This is a genomic window from Formosa sp. A9 (genome assembly GCF_051200825.1).
Lineage (GTDB): Bacteria > Bacteroidota > Bacteroidia > Flavobacteriales > Flavobacteriaceae > Formosa.
This window is the reverse complement of record NZ_CP195158.1, coordinates 1,624,770-1,642,776: the sequence shown is the minus strand read 5'-3', so window position 1 is coordinate 1,642,776 and position 18,007 is coordinate 1,624,770. Positions and strand designations below refer to the sequence as shown.

Genomic DNA, 18,007 nt, shown 5'->3' with positions numbered 1-18,007 from the left:
TGTTTATAAAAAGTTGAGTGGGTTAGCACTAAATTTGGCAAGTACACACCAAGTTGGAAATTCCTGAGGAATTTCCAAAGTAAGCAAGTACAAGCAGTTAATTATAGCCATTGTTGTGCTTAGTATTTTTTCTTTTATCAATGAGTAAAATAGCAACAATTAATTCTTTGATAAATTTAATTGCTGAGTTTTTAAGTGTTTCTAAATGCCTTATGTCATCCTTAACCGATTTGAATTCAGGAATATCCTTTGAAAAATCAGTAAAATCAAACCCTCCTCTATGCTTTAAAGAATTTACAGTTCTCCTAATAATTTCTACATTTTCAAATTCTGAAATATTACTTAGTTCAATTTTATACCTCTCTTTTATTATCTGCACAGATTTAGCCCTAGTTCTTTTTAGATTTTTATTGTCAAAAAATTCTTCATCGATGGAAGAAGCATATAAAAGCCATTGCTCAATCATAGCATTTAATTCATAAAAAATTGACCTTCGAAAATATTGAAATGAGCCAACAACATATTCCTTTTCCCCAATTATTTTACCATCATCCGAGAAGTCTTTTTTAATTAAATTCGAATAATATTTCAGTCCATTAGCGAAATAATATTCAATAGTTTCAATTTCCCAATTTAATAGTATATTTGATTTATGATGCATTTTTCAAAATGTTACTACTTTGAATGTACTTCCCCAATCACCCCAACATACCGCTCAATGATCCTTTCCCAATCATGTTTCGCGGCCCATTCCTTAGCCGAAACAGCCAACCTGTCTTTATCGTTCATACACTGTTGTAAAGCCTGTTTAAACCCTTCCATATCGCCCAAATCCACCAAAAAACCCGATCTACCCACATCAATAGCATCCTCAATACCGCAACCTGTAGCACCAATGGTTGGCAACCCCAGTGCATTGGCTTCCAGTAAAGCTATTCCAAAACCTTCCACATCTCCACTCCCTGTTATGGTGCTCAACATCACAAATACATCGCTATCTTGTAATAAGGCATATAAGGTATCATTACTCACACGACCATGAAAAAATACGCGCTCAAATACATCTAATTCCTTAGCCAAAGTTTCGCAAGCCTGTTGCCCTGTCGGTAAACCCACACAATGGTAACTAATATCAGGAAATTGTTCTTGTAATGCTGGTAACAATTTAATAACTTCTTGTTGTCCTTTTCGTGGGCTAACATGCCCCACTGTAATTAACTTCGGACTCCCAGTTAACCGAACACCAACTTCTGGATGAGATTCCCATTTATTCGGATTAAAGCCATTAGGAATCACAACAGTTTTCTCTTGCAGCGGTTTAGACAACAAACCTTTAGTAAAATTAGAAACGGCTATAATTTTAGAAAATTGCTGTAACGCCTTATTTACACTCGCATGGAGGATTTTATTACTAAAATTCACTTCCGTACCATGTACTATCGCAATTTTTTTACCTTTAAAACGACCACTAGCAAAGCCTACATTCCAAAGCGAGAATTTACCCGAAGCAAGCACGATATTCGTTTCCTGTAACAACTCTTTATACAAACGAATCCGCTGCAAATACATAGTAAAACGTCTTTTGCTCATAGGAATTCGAACAACGGTAAAAGACAATCCAGCATCAAAACGCTGCTCCTCCCGGCCGTCATCCGAACGACAATCCGCTAAAACAGTCACCCGATACCCCGATCGTTCTAAATAATATGCTAAATTATAAGCATGATCGCCAATCCCGCCTGGCTGAGGTGGAAATTCGGAAGTCACTATAAGCACTGATTGTTGTTTCAAGATGTTGATTTAGTTTGGGATTAAAAATACGTCTTTTTTAGTTGGCAGTAAGCAGTATTCAGTTAACAGTTCGTTGTCATGCAGAGGGAAGCAAGACTGAAGCATCTTTTTATGTAACCTGTATTATGTTGGTAATCTCAGTTTAAATGCAAATTTGTGCCTCCATTCAAAAGATTCTTCGCTCCGTAAACTACGCTCGGATGACAGTATTTGAAAATTCCCTAATTTGAAAATTTGAAAATGGAAAACATCATTACGATTTAAAGTTATTGTTTATTAAAAAACGTGTCGTCACGCTGGGCGCGACTCAGCGTCTCTCAACCGAGAACAGACAACACAATTCACAACCTAAATACTCCACCTAGATGAGATACTGGATCAAGTCCAGTATGACGTGAAAACCGAGAACCGAAAACCGACTCACGGTTCAACAGATTGCTTCGCTACACTCGTAATGACGAACCACGAACTTAATAAAAAAGATTCCTCCTACTGTCGGAATGACAACTGATAACTGACAACCGACAACCAACAACCGACAACTAACAACCATCAACCAACGCGCCCTCCCGCAACATCACCGAAGACTTCCGCCACGACTTCCAAACCTGATAACAAACCACTGGCGCTAAAACAACACTCAGCAGTACGCCAACGAGCATCATGGGTTTCGAACGTTTAAAGCGATAAGGCATAATCGAAAACGGCACCGTTTTTAACAAGGCCAAGCGAGCCGCTGCGTTCCCATAATACTTCCGAAATAGATATAACACACTCGGCACGGGACGCGGATCTAACAAAGAGGGCGTTCTATAGGCATCCCATTGCCCCATATCGCGCAAGCCACCACTCCCCACTTTTAGGTGTAGCCGTTTGGCTAAGGGATTCGATACATTTTTAAACCCATGTAAATAAGCACGTAAACCATACTCCCCATCGCCCATACGCTGCTTTTCAAATTGGCGGTCGTATAAACCTATCGATTCAAACACGCGTTTATGAATCAAGGCATTGCCCGTATCCAATTGGGCACTCACTTTAAAATACGCATAATCGGCAGGCGTTTTAGCCCCAACCTGAGAGATGGACACCCCCGACGAGATATCTGCTCGAAATTCTTGTATACACGCAACATGCTTGCTGATCCAATCAGTACCGACCCGACTATCGTCATCAAAAAATAACAAATAGTCACCTTTAGCCTGCTTAATGGCCGTATTACGTGCTAGCCACAAGGCCTTTTCGGTTTGTTGTTGCACCTGTAAATCTAAGCGATACCCCGTATAGAAATCGGCTTGAAAGGGATCTGACTGATCCACGACCAACACCTCAACATCGGGATAATCCTGCTGCCCCAAATCCGCCAACACATCTTTCAAATACCGATACCGATTTAGAGTCGGGATAATCACACTCACTTTAGGCGTTTCGCTAAGCGGTTGGTCTAAAGGCATGCCTTGTGGTGTGGATTCTTGTAAAGGCTGTAATTGTAATCGCTTAACCTGTCGCGTTTGCCAGAAACCTCGCCATTCGCTTATGGGATTGTGTAGGGTTACCAAGCGCATCACCAACACATAACACACCCAAAACACACTAAAATATTTTCTAGCAAAACGGTAATTGTCCACCACAGGAAGTGTATCAAAATTAGTGTAGGTTTCACAATTCCCAATATACCCACAGTGTATAGCTTGCCACGACAAATCGTAATCTTGGGCTAAGGCACTCGTATAGTTACTATCGTGTACTAACTGTGTGCTGACGCTGACTGGTAAAGCAGTCACTTTCGGATAGATATAAGTACCCGCTAGCCTAGACAGCCTAAAATAATGTGTGGGTTGTAGGTATTTTAGAAAGGTGAATGGCATACTATATTAAAAGAGGTTTGGCTGGTACACCTGCAAGCACTGTGTTACCTAATGAATAAGATTTTACAACACAAGCTGATGCTCCAACTTTAACATTATCTCCTAAGGTAATAGGCCCTATTATGGTAGAATTCGCACCCATATTACAGTTTTCACCTAGAAAAAATTCCATATTTGAGGAATACTTCTCAACACCAATGACATTACCCCCTGTTAAGGTTAAATTTTTACCAATGTTAGAGTATCCAGAAATAACGCAACCTAAAGCAGGATGAAGAATTAATAAACCTCCTTTTATATTAGCCTTATAATTAATATCAATATTCGAATATGCATTTGCTAATACAATTATTGGTAAAAACAAAATTCTGATATATTTATAATAATTTCCAAAAATCAAAAAAAAAGCTCGTTCCAACCTATAAAATAAAATACCTATAAAGCTTCTTGAAATCCAGATAATACCCCACCTTAGCTTCTCTCTTCCAACCATCCTTTTTATATCTTCAAATAAATATACTAATTGTATCATTTTTAATCACCTCTATTTAAATAGATTGTTCAAAAAATCCCTTTAACCGCAGTTTCTCCTCCCACAGCTTTCTATTTCGTTTTTGCAATTTTTTAAAGGACTCAGCAGTTAAAGCATGATGAAATGCCAACACCCGTTCGCCTATAGCATCTAATTCTTCGGTATCTATCCAAACCACATGTTTCCAACAAAAATTGCCATAACCCACTTGCCGTTCAGCATCTATAAACTCTTCAGATTTAATAAACGGCTTTAACAACGGAAAGGTTTGGCCACGGTAATTGAGATTATAGTGGGATTTTGGGTAGTAGAGTTTCATATGTTCATCTTCTTTAATTCCCTTTATTTAATATTCATTGAGAATTCCTATATTTAATTTGAATGATAATCATCTTTATGCACACAGAAAATGTTTAATGGCCAAACTTTAGGTACTTTCTCACAATTCACTTGTTTTAAATTCATATCTAAAACAGAATAATCTAAATCGGAAAAAAACTGTAATATTTTAAAATCCTCATTTAATTCAACAATACAAATAGGCTTGAATTTTTGCAAAATAAACTTACTGCCTTGTAATATCTCATATTCAATTCCGTCTACATCTATTTTTATTAAATCACATCTTTCTATATTTTTATTTTTTATAAAAGTATCTAAAGTAATCATATTGATTTCAATAACATCTGTTACACTTTGGTTATGTATAATATTGGAACTCGTATTATTAATAAATAATTGTACGGAACCATTTTTGTTACCAACTGCGTTATTTAGCAAAGAGATATTCTTTAATTCATTTACATTTAGAGATTCTTTAAAAGCGGAATACACATTTGGATTTGCCTCAATACTATATATCTTTCCTTCCAATGCCAAACTATTAGCCCAAACCATACTTAAAAAACCATAATTAGCTCCAACATCAATAATAATAGTATCCTCTTTATTTGTTTTATAACGATTAACCAATTCAACTGAATGTCTTAACAAAGTACTTTCTATTCCTTTTTTAATAGCTCGACTCCCAACAACTATAGGAGCGTAAAACTGAAAGGACACATTATAGGGCTTATATTTTTTATTTATTTCAAAATACTCACAATATAACTTATCGTTATGACCAAGAATTTGGTTTTTAAAAAAAGTAAAAAATTTTAGTCTCCTAAATCTTAACTTTAATGTTTCAGGTAATTTACTATATATACTTAATACTTCTCTTTTCATAATTTACTATATTACTTATTACCAGCATTTTGATTCATAAAACCTAACAAATTCCTCAGCTTGTTGCTCCAAGTTAAACTCAGTTTTCACACGTGCTACAGCGCGTTCCCGATACCCTTGTTGCTCAGTTCTTGGTAAGTTTATTACGGCTAACAAAGTAGCTGCTAAAGCCTTTGGTTGCAGCTTAGGCACTACCCAGCCCGTTTTACCATGTATCACATTTTCAGCTAAGCCTTCAGCATCACTTACCACACACAACAGGCCCATAGCCTGAGCTTCTAACACAGCATTACAAAAGCCTTCAGAAATACTGTATTGCAGATAGACATCCGATGTTGCCATTAAATCCCTTACATCTTGAGGTGTTTGCACCCCTAACAGTCGTACCCGATCACTTAACCCTAACTGATGGATAGCAAAACAAATGGCTTCGTGTTCATCACCTTGTCCTACTATGGTATATTCAAAATCCATGCCTTTATGTTTTAAGATTGCCAAAGCTTCAAGCGTTGCAATAAACCCTTTTTTCCAATGCAATCGCGCAACTGTTAACAGTTTTATAGGCTGTCCTAAGTATGTTTCTAAATACTTGTTATTAGTAAACACATCTAAAGCAATGGCTGGAGTAATTTTTACTACAGGCTTATCTACAGATAAACCTGTCCGATAAGCACAAGCTAACAAATCATCAGATATGGTATGCACCTTATCCACTTGTTGCCACAATGTCTTATAACAACCAGGATGTTTCAACGGAAAAATAGCTACATCAAACCCCCGTAAACTCACTGCCATTTTTGCCCCAATCGCCTTAGCCACCTGTTCGCGTTGTATGGCTAAAGTCGCAAAACCAAAATGCAACCAATCTGCATCACTTTTCAGCAAAACCGCATTGGTGTATATGTTTTTTACAAGCTGACTGCCTTTACGGCCGCTAGCCCGTTCTAATTGTATAAACCGAAGCACTCGTCGTAAATATGGCAACAGTCCTAAAAATACCAGTACCATAGCAAAAACTTGGCGGATGGGGTTACTATGTACCTTTGGCATCACATGTACCGTACAATCATCAAACGCACTAGACGCCTGCTGCACATACAAACACACTGTAAAGCCAGCGTCTTGTAAACATTTAATTTTCGATCTGAAAAAGGTTTCCGAATAGCCTGGTGGCTGTGCTAATATGAGAGCGATGTGTTTAGGCATGCGATTTTCTAAAATATTGATTGACTATCGGATATAGTTGGGTTTTAAAAACGTTCAGGATGCTATTTATCTCCTGCATTGTTTCTACATCTAACAACGCAGATTTTGAAATACTTTCACTTAAAATTTTACTTCGCGGATGCATTTTAGAAGATGGATTTTTATAGCGCAGCTCCAAATCTGATAAAGGTTCTAAACCAAAACGTTCGCACAACCCATAAAAGAAAGTAATATCCTGTAACAACACCTCGTGCCGTACAACTTCAAATTTATGTTTAGGCCGTTCTAAAACTTCCAAAGGAATAACATTCTCTATACACCAGCGCAAGCTTAACCGCTGTACATCTGATAATGATTCATACGTACTAATATCATAATTAAACCGCTGTTTTATTAGGTTTACCAAGGCGATTTGTTTTGCAAATAGGGACAAATCAAACAACCATGGAAAGCTTACCCGTAGTTGACTATGTATCACTTCGTAAGGATTTCGTATAATATGAATCGTTGGCAGGTTAAAGCTCGTATTAACATAGTTTGCTAATAAATTGCCTCGTACCATTTTAATCACATACATTTTCGGTATAAACGGCCATAAATGACGTTTATATTTTCGATTCGAAATTTGCCCTATCCAATCGCAATCCACTCTATTGGCAAATACTGCCTTTAAATACTGTATTTGCGCTTTACTTACTTCCCCTTCATGTAACCATTGATCACAAAGCAGATACCCATTTGGCGTTCTAAATTCATGCTCCGGTTCAAACAACATGCGATAGCGGTGTTGTAGCGCAATAATTTCGCTCAACCAACTGGTACCACTGCGGGCAGTACCTACTATTAAAATATGTTTATTATAAGTTTTCAATGTTACTACTTCTTTAATACGTTATTATACAATGCTTCATGGGCTTCAATAAACGTTGTCTTTTTATAATGCTTTAAACAATAGGTGCGTAGTTGTAAACCTAGTTCCTTACGATTAACAAGATCCTTTTGTTTTATATTTACTAGGTGGTCACGCAAAGCGGTGACATTTCCTGCCTCGAACAATAAGTCTTTAAAATCGCGTAGCACATAATTAATACCAGAAATATTGGAACCTAAAACCGGAATCCCCATACTCATAGCTTCCACCAATGCCATAGGCATGCCCTCTTTCCGTCCTTCATCTAGCGTCGGAATCACATATACATCTGCTTGGGCAATGTAGGGACGCACATCCAATTGTCTACCTAAAAAGGCTACCCGATGCTCCAAGCCTAAATCTTTAGACAATTGTTGCATCGCTTGTCCATAATCATTGCTAGCATCTCCAACAACCCATAATCTAAAGCCATCATCTAAGCGCTTTACCGCCTGTAACAAGACTTCTATTCCTTTTACAGGTACGAGGTTTGCTACCGTAATAATGGTAAACCCGTTAGTATCCTGCCGCAGGTCTTCTATTCCATGAGGCGAATAAAAATCGGTATCGATGCCTAAAGGAATCAAGGTTTGAGACTGTTTATAAGGAAAATAATCGCGCATCTCATCATTAATAGTAATGATAAAATTGGCCAAATAACTTTTTAGTTTCCAGTGCACATTGCCCCAACTCATGGCTTTCTTGGTATAAATATAGGGTACACCCGCTAGGCGCGCTGCTAATACCTCGGTCCAATCGCTACTCCAATGCCAAGAATGTACAATATCGTATTTATTTCTTTTATAAAAATAAACAACTGTTTGAATACGATATAATAGGTTAAAATATGGTTTATAAGCCGTTCGTGTATCAAAAATATGGATTGGCAATCCTAAGTTTTTAACCTCTTTAAAAAATGCACCTTTGTTATGCCTACATGCAATTTCTATCTCAAACTTAGACCGATCTAAGCCAGATATTAAATCATATATCACCTTGCCGCTTCCAGCAGTATTAAAATTGGTCGTGGTAAACAAAATCCGGATACGCTTAGTCATTTTCTAAAGTTTTTATTACGCGTGCTGGGTTCCCTGCCACGACACTATTATCAGGTACATCCTTAACCACTACCGAGCCTGCTCCTATTACCACATTATTTCCGATGTTTATATCGCCAATAATAACAACTTGCGCTCCCACAGTAACATCATTTCCTATTCTAGGTAATTGCGCATTATCATTACCCTTATTACCAATGGTTAAACCATTCCTAAATTGAAAATTTTGTCCAATAGACTTGGCATTAATCACACTAGCAAAGGGATGATAACACATTAAGCCACCTGCTATTTGCGTGCTTTTAAAAATTTTACAATTCATATCTGTTGTAAACAATCGGGCTTTATTTGTTTTGCCCTTACCAATACGCCAGAAAAAAACATAAGCAAATTCAGGATAATATAGCATTAAATGATAGAATTTTGTGCTTAACTGCTCATTCTTAGAGGTACAACCTCTAGTAGCAAAAGTGCTATTAACATCGGCCTCAATTAGCGAGTTTCCAACAACATACCGCTTGTAAAATCTAGGTAAAAGCACTTTCTTTAAGACAAAAATAAGACCTTGTTTTGTCAAAAGCATTTTTAAAAATCGCAACATAACACAAAACTATTTAATTGATTTAAATTGTCGTTTTATAACAAATGGCACTATATAATAAGCATAAAACTTACGAACTACTTCTATAGGAAACGTTACTAAAACATTCAAGTATAAGTTAATTAACCAAGGAAGTTTCACACTTCTAATGTCGTTTTCCAACTGTTTCTTTAAATCAATACGCTTTGCCCTACCATGTGTACAAACCAACTGCCTCGCCATATTTTGATACAACTGACTAAATAAAATAGTCTTATATCGTAACGGTGTTTTTTGTTGTAAATAATATGGTAAATGCTCCAAACATAAACGAGGCCACATCATAAAAGCTCTTGACATGTTACGTTTAGAAATTTCAATAGTAGAATTATCATGTTTAAAATACAAATAAACATATTTATCTAATTTTACAATATTACACTGCATTCCTAATTTAATATCAAACGCAGTATCCTCATTATTTTTCAATGATTCATTGTATAACCCAATTTTATCAAACACACTGTTTCTGTACAAAAAAGCTGGTGGCCCAACTACCTGTTTTAAACTAGCAAACCATTCCAATCCCCAATAAGGTGCAGGATTTAGTATGAGTTGATTCGTTTCATCTTGAGGTAATTTGGTTTTAGAAATTCCATTATTAGATTTAACCATTTTTCCAAAAACCGCATCTACCTCTTCATTTTCATCGAGTACCTTCATTAGACTTTTAATGGCATTTGGATACAATTCATCATCCACATCAAATAAATAAATATAATCGCCCAATGCCTTTTTTATACCCATATTCCTAGCAGGTGCAGCCCCTTGTTTACTTTGAAAACAATAATGTACATTTACATCTTTTCTTTGAATATCTAAAATATTTTCTTTAGTTCTATCTGTTGAGTTATTATCCACATAAATAATTTCATAGTCACGCAACTCTTGGTTTACTATAGAATAATAGGATTTTTCAATAAAATTCGCACCGTTATATACAGGAATAATTACAGATAATTTCATACACTTTTAGATTTAATAAAGGTTGACAAAACCACCAACATATTAATCGCATGAGCATGCTGTACGCCATCTTTATGTTTAAACCCGTTATACATCGCTTCAATCACATCCCATGATACCCAACGCACTAAGTCTGGATGATACAACACCGCTTCTAAAGCAGTGCTGTTTTGAGGTCCTAAAAATTGCAACTCCCAGTTGCGTTGTATATACGGTGTCCCTAGAACCTGTTGCCCAAGGCGTTGTAACTTATTCACTATACGATATGGCACATTATAAGGCGCTTTGTTTTTGGTATAAGTATATAAATTAAATGGCTTTTGGTCTTGCCAGGTCACCGCTGCTACTTTGGGGGCATAACGTTTTATATAGCCTATTTGCAACTGTCTTTTGGACAAAAAGCGTTCTGGTACGGAGCAGATAAAGGCGCACATACGATTATTGTAATACGGTAAACTAATCGGTTTTACACTGGCAAACACCGCCAGGTTTACCGACGTCCACCGGGGTGCCCAATACAAACTTTTAAAGGCACGAATGCGTGCATTCGCACTATTCGTAATGGGGATAGCTTGTAACAAGCTGGCTATGCGCTCGTGAAAATATTCTGCAAATGTTCCAGCTAAGCCCCACTGGTTCCATAAGCATTCCGCAAAGGTCAAACCACCCTTTTTAAGCAGTTTCTTTTTTAGGGCTTCAATTTGTCCGTAAGAATCTAAATCGTCTGCCACCTGCATATCATCAAACAGCACATCGCCCCAATGTCCTAAAGAGAACATATCGCCCATAGATTTAAACTGATTGACAATTGCCATTTGCCGCGGTGCTGTAAAATCCGATTCGCAACGGTTTAATTGCGCCAGTTCATCTATCACATTCCACAAATAACCTTTGGGTATTTGAAAAGCTTCAAACGGAAACTCACAAATCTTAGCTATGGCATCGGCAATATCTGTTTCAGGATAACCACCTTCAAACTGATAACTATAACTTTGTACGCTACGTCCCAAACGTTGTAAGGCCACAGCCTGTGTGCGGCTATCCAAGCCTCCTGATAGGGGTAAAATCACCCGTTGTCCTTGGGTTTGTTCGGCTATGATGGTTTCGAATAGTGTTGTAAATTGGTCTAAAGTCCTTTCGAAGTTTCGTGTTTCATCGGGGGTATATTCCCATTCAAAATAAGGTGTAGACGACACCAAATAGCCTGCATCATCGATTTGGTGCTCACATGCTGGACGCAATACCACGGTATCTTTCCAATACGTATCGGTGTCCAGAAAAAAACCCGTAGCGGCAAACACACAAATAGCTTCCAAATGCAATTCGTGGGGCGCCTGAATCTTAGCGTAAGTCGGTTGTACAGGAATAATTGGCGTGGTTACGGTCTTCATAGATAATAGCTGTGACGAATATAATAAATTAGTTTGAATTTGAAAGTGTATTTCATTCGGAGTCTGCTTCTGGAATGAAGAGTCACGTCTGTCATTGACTACGTCGAATCTAACGATTTCAAAAAGAAGTTTACGGAGCGAAGAATTTTACTAATAGAGATACTATTATACAGGTAAAACATTATTCATTTAGATGCTTCGGTCATTCTTCCCTCTGCATGACAACCCTTATGTCATTCAGAGCGTAGTTTACGAAGCGATGAATCTATGCCTACGGTTATTCAGTTACATCGTGATGCGCTAATTTAAAAGATGCTTCAGTCGTACCTCCCTCTGCATGACAACCCTTATGTCATTCAGAACGTAGTTTACAGAGCGATGAATCTATGCTTACGGTTATTCAATTACATTCTAATACCTTTCATTTAAAGATGCTTCAGTCGTACCTCCTTCTGCATGACAACCACTATGTCATTGACTACGTCGAATCTTGCGATTTCAGAGCCTGCCTGCCGGTAGGCAGGCGCAGTTTACGGAGCGATGAACCTTTACTAATAGAGATACTATTATACAGGTAAAACTTCATTAATAAAGATGCTTCGGTCATTCTTCCCTCTGCATGACAACTCAACTGTCATTCAGAGCGCAGTATGCGGAGCGAAGAATCTTTAAAACCGAAATAACAAAAACTTAACTAACTTTTTCCTAACTTAACAAAATGAAAACCAGAGGAACACATAATTATTATGTTTACATATTAACTAATAAAAACAAAACTGTACTCTATACAGGAATGACTAATAATTTAAAGGAGCGCCTACACTACCATAGAAATCCACTCCCATTTTCGAAAGCTTTTACAACCAAGTATAAATGTTTCTTTTTAATCTACTACGAACATTATTCCGAAGTAGAATTAGCTATAAAAAGAGAAAAACAAATTAAAGGCATTAGTAGATTAAAAAAAGAAAAATTGATTGCTAGTTTTAATCCAACTTGGGAGTTTTTAAACCAAAAGATTTAATAAGATGCTTCAGTCGTACCTCCTTCTGCATGACAACCCTTATGTCATTGACTACGTCGAATCTTGCGATTTCAGAGCCTGCCTGCCGGTAGGCAGGCGCAGTTTACAGAGCGATGAATCTTTACTTGCAACCTTAAAATCAACAAAATAGATTCCTCCTAACGTCGGAATGACAAACTAAAAACTATCAACCACCAACCACGAAACAGTCAAGTTCTGCCTGAAATCCACTATGTCATTCAGAGCGAAACTTGTGGAGCGATGAATCTATGCTTACGGTTATTCAATTATATTCTAATACCCTTAATTTAAAGATGCTTCAGTCGTACCTCCCCTACCGGCAGGCAGGTTCTGCATGACAATTAACCAACCACCGCTTCATACAAACTCACAAATTGCTGAATACTATCCTTAGCATAAAATTCCCGTTTCACAAAATCATGCGCCTGTTGCGTTATGCTATGCAATTGAGATTCTGGGGTATGCAACACCTCCAACACCGCTTGCATCATCGCCTCTGGATTGCGAACAGGCACCAACCAACCGGTTTTGCCTGGTTTTATCACTTCTGCCATGCCCCCACAATTGGTAGAAATTACTGGTAAGCCTATAGCCATAGCCTCTAACACCACATTCGCAATACCTTCTTTTAAACTTGGTAATAGCATCATATGGCATCTATGGAGCAAGTCAATTAATGCCTCTTGAGGTAAAGCCGCTACTAAATGTACCTGATCTACCAAATCTAATTGATGGATTTGAAACGCGATGGCTTCTGTAAACGATTCAGGACCTACGATGGTGTACCGAACCTTAATGCCTTGAGCTTTTAACTGCGCTACCGTTTGTATGGCATATTCATAGCCTTTTACCCAATGAAAACGCCCAACTGACACCAAGTGTAAATCTGACCGTGTCCCTAATACAGGTAATTTAAAATGCTGAAAAAAGAAATCAGGTATAGGCGAATGTATGGTGGTTATCTTAGCTGCATCGGCGCCATACTGTTCCGCTTCGCGACCGATAGCCTGAGACACAGCATGGAATGCATCTATATTCGGAAACTGTTTTTTATACACTGCCGCCATTCGGGGTTCGACTATAGGCGTGTAATTGATATGCGCCCCACGTAAACTTAACACCATTGGAATACCAAATCGTATTTTAAAAATAGTATAGAACGCTACATCTCGTGCCCATTGCAAATGAATAACATCGGGCTTATGCAACACGATGGGTAAGAATTTTGTAAACCAGACCCATTGATTATATAAACCAGAATGTCTACGCACTTCCGAAATTAAGGCGGTGAAATCGGAAGGTGCTTGTACCGCCAATTTTAAACTGCGACACCCAGTAACCCAAAGGTTTTTAAGTGTCGATTTTGGCGTATCAAAAACCTGTATATGTTTTGAGGTATAAGACACCTTTTTATGTAGCACACCAAACAAGTACACGTCATGCGTCTCTGCAACCCCGTTAATCAGGTGCTCTATAAATGTGGTACTGGGGATGGTTCCAGATAGGATCGCAATTTTTAGGCGTTTAGACATCTTGGATGGGTTATAACACAAATGTAATAATTACGTAGAATAATTCTGTCATCCATAGTGATAATAGCGAAGCGAAGAATCTTTACTTGTAGTGATACAATGATACTTTAAGATTATAATTTATATAGATGCTTCAGTCATTCTTCCCTCTGCATGACAACTCAACTGTCATTCAGAGCGCGGTATGCGGAGCGAAGAATCTTTACTTACGGTTATTCAATTACATTGTGATGCGCTAATTTAAAGATGCTTCGGTCGTGCCTCCTTCTGCATGACAACTGTAATGTCATTCAGAGTGGAGTATACGGAGCGATGAATCTTCACTACTAAGATACGCTAATACTGTAAAAACTTCACTAATAAAGATGCTTCAGTCGTGTCTCCCCTGCCTGCCGGCAGGCAGGTTCTGCATGACAACCTATCAACCAATAACCATCAACCAACATACAAATCCACCATCCGCGCCACATTCTCCGCCTCGTGATATTCCCGCTTCACTAATTCATGCGCCTGCCGAAGCATCTCCAACACCTCTGCTTCCGATAGTGCCATAAACCGCTGGCAAGCCGCTACAATCGCATCAACATTCCGCATAGCAAACAACAGGCCTGTTTCGCCATCGTGTACCACCTCGGGCATACCGCCACAATTGCTACTAATTACAGGCAGCCCGATTGCCATAGCTTCGACCACCACATTAGCAATACCTTCACTCACACTTGGTAACACTAAAGCGTCATAGCGTAGCATCTCGCTAAACAAGGCGTCTTGTGGAAGCCCTGATTTAAAAGTTACCACGTCAGTTAGCCCCAAATCATGCACTTGGTACAAAAGCGTTTCTGGAATAGCACCCTCAGCGATTATGGTATAGCGTACCGTTATCCCAAGTTCGCGTAAGGCTTGTACAGCCGAAATAGCATAGCCATAGCCTTTTACCCAATGATGCCTACCTACCGATACGAGATGTAAACTATTTGCTAGTCTAATTTGTCGTGATTCTTGATAGCACGTAAACGCGGCTTGCGGCACAGGTGTCCGGATGACTTGTACGCGCTCGGGTAAAGCACCGTAAACAATAGCTTGTTGTGCCAAATCATTGGACACCGCATGTATGGCATCTACTTTTGGAAAGCCTTTGCTATAGCGTAAGGTTAAAGCAGTATTATAATGCGGTTCTACCAACAATTGCGAGCCCAACACACTGACTATAAACCGACACGGATAGGCATCTTTTAAAAACAACCACCGGTCTATCCGAGACGACCACTGTAAATGAAACACATCGGGTTGGTATAACAACACCGGCACAAAACGTGAAAAGCGCATCCATTTGGTATACAACGAAGGATATCTTTTGGCTTCCCGAATAGCAACGTGTAGTAATTTCGGCGACTTCACTACTAATCGCAAACCGCGCCAAAGAGTTAACATCCCATTATGCAAGCTGGATGCTGGCGTAGGGATTACCTGAATATTAGGGTGATTATAGCGTAACCGCTTTTTAGGGGTTCCAAACAATAAGACCTGATGCTCTTCAGCAACCCCAAGAATTAGGTTTTCTATAAAGGTAGTATTGGGTAAGACTCCAGTATATATGGCTATTTTGAGTGGTTTAGACACTGATTAATTTTTTCACTCCTTAAAGAAAAAGACTTTTAATTACAATACCAATACTTAAAGCAGTGATTTATGAAATTTGTAAACATCCTGCGCAACATATTGCCAATCTAAAGCTTCACCTTGCGCGCGACTACTTAAGGCCATACGCTGTAAACGTGTAGAACTCTGTAATAAATTGACAGTTTCGGTAATTAAGGCTTCATAGCAACCAGCCTCGGTTAAAATGGCTTCTACCGATTTTAAATACCCCATATTGCCACCAACACGGGTTGTAATAATGGGCAAACCACAAGCCAATGCCTCTAAAATAGAATTACACGCTGTACTATCTAATAAAGGCAAAAACAAAGCTGTGGCAGACTGATACAAATGCAACAGCGCTCCATCGTCTATACCACTAAACACGTCTAAGTTTGGATGTGCCTGAATGTGTTTGGCATACGCCTTATGGATAACCACCTGCACTTTTAAATCTTTAATCTGTGCTGCCAATTTAGGAACACAATAATTTAACGCCTCCAAATCGCGCATATGCTGCCCTACAAACAACAATACGGGGCGCTCGTGTTTTTTATGTGGGTCTGGCTTAAAAAACTGCGCATCTACCCCATGAGGAATGTAAGCCACCTGTGGTATTTTAAAACGCTCTTTAATATAAGTCACTTGATTTTCACCAACACAAACTGCACCCTGTAAACGCTCTAAGTAGGCTGTCTTGCTTATACGCTGTTCTAAAACAGCTGGTGGTTTATGAAATGTAGCACTAAAAGCCGTACGCTCAAACTGTTGCCCAAAACGTACTGCAAACCGAATATCGCGCTCGCCATTTAAAAAATGGACTACTTTATCGGTATCTTTATGTGCGCTCAACGTTTTAAATAAGGCTAGCTCTTTATAAACACTACGCGTATCGTAAATACCATAAGCATCCGAAACCAAAGCCGCACAGTGTTTAGCCATAGCATACGGCCACACCATTTGTGGCTCGACGGTACTATAATTAGTACAGTAATCCAGTAAACGGCTATAGCCAGAATTTTGAGCATGATGCTTAGACTGGTGATGGACAAAAATTTGTTTCAAGAGCTTGTGTGTTTAGAAATCATAAAGTTAATAATACGCTCTATATTCCGTTCTGGGTTTACATACTTTTCAAAATAAGAACGCCCATTTTGGCTTAAATGCTTAGCTAAGTCTGCGTCTTGTAAAACGTGTTTTATTTTGGCAACCAATTCTTCATCGGTATTAAAATATAACACATGCTGCCCGTCTGTTAAAGGCACAGGTAATTCGGCAGTTAAGCGTTCTGCTATAATTATTTTAGCCTGACTTAAATACTCTGCCATTTTCCAAGCTGGAGAGTTGGCCAAACCTCTGGTATAAACAACAATTTTAGCTTGCTTTAAGGCCTGTAAGTAAGCCATTGGTTCTGTAGGCACATTGGTTACAGCGTCCGAATAGTTTGTCAACACCACGGGAGAAGGCACAAAACCACCTAAAAACAAATCAGGAAATGCTTCCCGTAATACTTTTATAATACGATACCGTTGTTTATGAATACTTTTAACATCTTGGGTTTGTTCGTGAACAAAACAACGGGTCTGGAAAAATACTGAATTATGTGTAGGCTGTATAAACTCATTAAAATGAGAGATATCTCGAGCCGTTAAAACAAATTTCCAATGTTTAATTTGAGTAGTATAAGTATTGTAAACCCTTATAAGCAATCGTCTATCAAATTTAATGGCATTTAACAGATTACTAAACATTAACCCTGTAAAAAATAAATATTGTTGTTTTTTATAAGGAGACGAAACACCAAAACATAATCCCAATTTAAATAATTTATCCTGATATGCTTGAGGAAGTTTATCTACATATTTCTGTTCAAAACTGCGTTTAAACACATAATCACAATGCAAAAATGCGTGTTCTGAAAATTGATCAGCATGATCGTACAGGTCGGTGGCAAACCGAATCCTCTTATGAGATGTATGATCTAACAATTCATAATACGACACTTTAGGGTTGAGTTGATTAGTATACTGCACCGCACCTGTATCTTGTACAGCTATGCGTCCACGACGTGAAGCAACACTTAATTTTACCTTTACCTTTAACACACCTTGACTTTCCATCTCGAACAAACCTGTTTGCACATACGAGGCATGGTTTAGTTCCTGTGGCGTGTAAATAGTAACCGTGTAACGTGCAGACATAC

17 protein-coding genes are annotated in these 18,007 nt (G+C 38.3%); 1 reads left to right on the top strand and 16 read right to left on the bottom strand.

From position 1 onward, the window contains the following. Window positions 1-97 precede the first annotated feature (97 nt). The 12 genes from ACR9EA_RS07440 to ACR9EA_RS07385 form a co-directional block, all read right to left on the bottom strand. Window positions 98-661: a hypothetical protein gene (locus ACR9EA_RS07440; RefSeq protein ID WP_435139255.1), complete on the bottom strand. Its 564-nt coding sequence runs from the start codon at window positions 659-661 to the stop codon at window positions 98-100. Between the two features lie 14 nt (window positions 662-675). Further along, window positions 676-1,791 carry a glycosyltransferase family 4 protein gene (locus tag ACR9EA_RS07435; protein ID WP_435139253.1) on the bottom strand — a complete coding sequence of 372 codons (1,116 nt, stop codon included), beginning with the start codon at window positions 1,789-1,791 and terminating at the stop codon, window positions 676-678. 542 nt (window positions 1,792-2,333) lie between these two features. Further along, entirely contained in the window at window positions 2,334-3,659 is a 1,326-nt protein-coding gene (locus tag ACR9EA_RS07430; RefSeq protein ID WP_435139251.1) for a glycosyltransferase family 2 protein, read from the bottom strand. Window position 3,660: 1 nt separating this feature from the next. Next, window positions 3,661-4,191 (bottom strand): DapH/DapD/GlmU-related protein, encoded by a 531-nt coding sequence (locus ACR9EA_RS07425; RefSeq protein ID WP_435139249.1) that lies wholly within the window; start codon window positions 4,189-4,191, stop codon window positions 3,661-3,663. A gap of 16 nt (window positions 4,192-4,207) precedes the next feature. Next, entirely contained in the window at window positions 4,208-4,510 is a 303-nt protein-coding gene (locus ACR9EA_RS07420) for a hypothetical protein (RefSeq protein WP_435139247.1), read from the bottom strand. Window positions 4,511-4,563: 53 nt separating this feature from the next. Continuing rightward, the gene (locus ACR9EA_RS07415; protein WP_435139245.1) at window positions 4,564-5,418 is read right to left on the bottom strand and encodes an FkbM family methyltransferase; all 855 of its coding nucleotides are present in this window, start codon (window positions 5,416-5,418) and stop codon (window positions 4,564-4,566) included. 18 nt (window positions 5,419-5,436) lie between these two features. Further along, complete coding sequence (locus ACR9EA_RS07410; RefSeq protein WP_435139243.1) at window positions 5,437-6,624, bottom strand: glycosyltransferase family 4 protein; 1,188 nt, start codon at window positions 6,622-6,624, stop codon at window positions 5,437-5,439. Continuing rightward, a complete protein-coding gene (locus ACR9EA_RS07405; RefSeq protein ID WP_435139241.1) occupies window positions 6,617-7,495 on the bottom strand; it encodes a sulfotransferase family protein in 879 nt (292 codons plus the stop codon). The genes ACR9EA_RS07410 and ACR9EA_RS07405 overlap by 8 nt, the downstream gene beginning before the upstream one ends. A 5-nt stretch (window positions 7,496-7,500) precedes the next feature. After that, the gene (locus ACR9EA_RS07400; protein ID WP_435139239.1) at window positions 7,501-8,592 is read right to left on the bottom strand and encodes a glycosyltransferase family 4 protein; all 1,092 of its coding nucleotides are present in this window, start codon (window positions 8,590-8,592) and stop codon (window positions 7,501-7,503) included. Further along, a complete protein-coding gene (locus ACR9EA_RS07395; protein ID WP_435139237.1) occupies window positions 8,585-9,175 on the bottom strand; it encodes a serine acetyltransferase in 591 nt (196 codons plus the stop codon). The genes ACR9EA_RS07400 and ACR9EA_RS07395 overlap by 8 nt, the downstream gene beginning before the upstream one ends. Window positions 9,176-9,202: 27 nt before the next feature. Continuing rightward, window positions 9,203-10,198, bottom strand: coding sequence for a glycosyltransferase family 2 protein (locus ACR9EA_RS07390; protein ID WP_435139235.1), 996 nt, complete (start codon window positions 10,196-10,198; stop codon window positions 9,203-9,205). Then, window positions 10,195-11,589, bottom strand: coding sequence for an asparagine synthase-related protein (locus tag ACR9EA_RS07385; protein WP_435139233.1), 1,395 nt, complete (start codon window positions 11,587-11,589; stop codon window positions 10,195-10,197). The genes ACR9EA_RS07390 and ACR9EA_RS07385 overlap by 4 nt, the downstream gene beginning before the upstream one ends. A 718-nt stretch (window positions 11,590-12,307) precedes the next feature. On the opposite strand from ACR9EA_RS07385, the gene ACR9EA_RS07380 reads away from it, so the two are divergent. Beyond that, complete coding sequence (locus ACR9EA_RS07380; RefSeq protein WP_435139231.1) at window positions 12,308-12,613, top strand: GIY-YIG nuclease family protein; 306 nt, start codon at window positions 12,308-12,310, stop codon at window positions 12,611-12,613. A gap of 362 nt (window positions 12,614-12,975) precedes the next feature. On the opposite strand, the gene ACR9EA_RS07375 is transcribed toward ACR9EA_RS07380, so the two are convergent. The 4 genes from ACR9EA_RS07375 to ACR9EA_RS07360 form a co-directional block, all read right to left on the bottom strand. Then, a complete protein-coding gene (locus ACR9EA_RS07375) occupies window positions 12,976-14,166 on the bottom strand; it encodes a glycosyltransferase family 4 protein (protein ID WP_435139229.1) in 1,191 nt (396 codons plus the stop codon). Between the two features lie 435 nt (window positions 14,167-14,601). Continuing rightward, the gene (locus tag ACR9EA_RS07370; RefSeq protein ID WP_435139227.1) at window positions 14,602-15,786 is read right to left on the bottom strand and encodes a glycosyltransferase family 4 protein; all 1,185 of its coding nucleotides are present in this window, start codon (window positions 15,784-15,786) and stop codon (window positions 14,602-14,604) included. 54 nt (window positions 15,787-15,840) lie between these two features. Then, window positions 15,841-16,869, bottom strand: a complete 1,029-nt coding sequence (locus ACR9EA_RS07365; protein ID WP_435139225.1) for a glycosyltransferase family 4 protein — start codon at window positions 16,867-16,869, stop codon at window positions 15,841-15,843. After that, the gene (locus ACR9EA_RS07360) at window positions 16,866-18,005 is read right to left on the bottom strand and encodes a glycosyltransferase (RefSeq protein ID WP_435139223.1); all 1,140 of its coding nucleotides are present in this window, start codon (window positions 18,003-18,005) and stop codon (window positions 16,866-16,868) included. The genes ACR9EA_RS07365 and ACR9EA_RS07360 overlap by 4 nt, the downstream gene beginning before the upstream one ends. Window positions 18,006-18,007: the final 2 nt, after the last annotated feature.

What these genes read in the sequence shown, in the direction of transcription:
- ACR9EA_RS07385 (WP_435139233.1), bottom strand. Translation starts at nt 11,589, where the DNA reads ATGAAGACCGTAACCACGCCAATTATTCCTGTACAACCGACTTACGCT.
- ACR9EA_RS07375 (WP_435139229.1), bottom strand. Translation starts at nt 14,166, where the DNA reads ATGTCTAAACGCCTAAAAATTGCGATCCTATCTGGAACCATCCCCAGT.
- ACR9EA_RS07410 (WP_435139243.1), bottom strand. Translation starts at nt 6,624, where the DNA reads ATGCCTAAACACATCGCTCTCATATTAGCACAGCCACCAGGCTATTCG.
- ACR9EA_RS07415 (WP_435139245.1), bottom strand. Translation starts at nt 5,418, where the DNA reads ATGAAAAGAGAAGTATTAAGTATATATAGTAAATTACCTGAAACATTA.
- ACR9EA_RS07395 (WP_435139237.1), bottom strand. Translation starts at nt 9,175, where the DNA reads ATGCTTTTGACAAAACAAGGTCTTATTTTTGTCTTAAAGAAAGTGCTT.
- ACR9EA_RS07390 (WP_435139235.1), bottom strand. Translation starts at nt 10,198, where the DNA reads ATGAAATTATCTGTAATTATTCCTGTATATAACGGTGCGAATTTTATT.
- ACR9EA_RS07440 (WP_435139255.1), bottom strand. Translation starts at nt 661, where the DNA reads ATGCATCATAAATCAAATATACTATTAAATTGGGAAATTGAAACTATT.
- ACR9EA_RS07420 (WP_435139247.1), bottom strand. Translation starts at nt 4,510, where the DNA reads ATGAAACTCTACTACCCAAAATCCCACTATAATCTCAATTACCGTGGC.
- ACR9EA_RS07400 (WP_435139239.1), bottom strand. Translation starts at nt 8,592, where the DNA reads ATGACTAAGCGTATCCGGATTTTGTTTACCACGACCAATTTTAATACT.
- ACR9EA_RS07425 (WP_435139249.1), bottom strand. Translation starts at nt 4,191, where the DNA reads ATGATACAATTAGTATATTTATTTGAAGATATAAAAAGGATGGTTGGA.
- ACR9EA_RS07430 (WP_435139251.1), bottom strand. Translation starts at nt 3,659, where the DNA reads ATGCCATTCACCTTTCTAAAATACCTACAACCCACACATTATTTTAGG.
- ACR9EA_RS07360 (WP_435139223.1), bottom strand. Translation starts at nt 18,005, where the DNA reads ATGTCTGCACGTTACACGGTTACTATTTACACGCCACAGGAACTAAAC.
- ACR9EA_RS07380 (WP_435139231.1), top strand. Translation starts at nt 12,308, where the DNA reads ATGAAAACCAGAGGAACACATAATTATTATGTTTACATATTAACTAAT.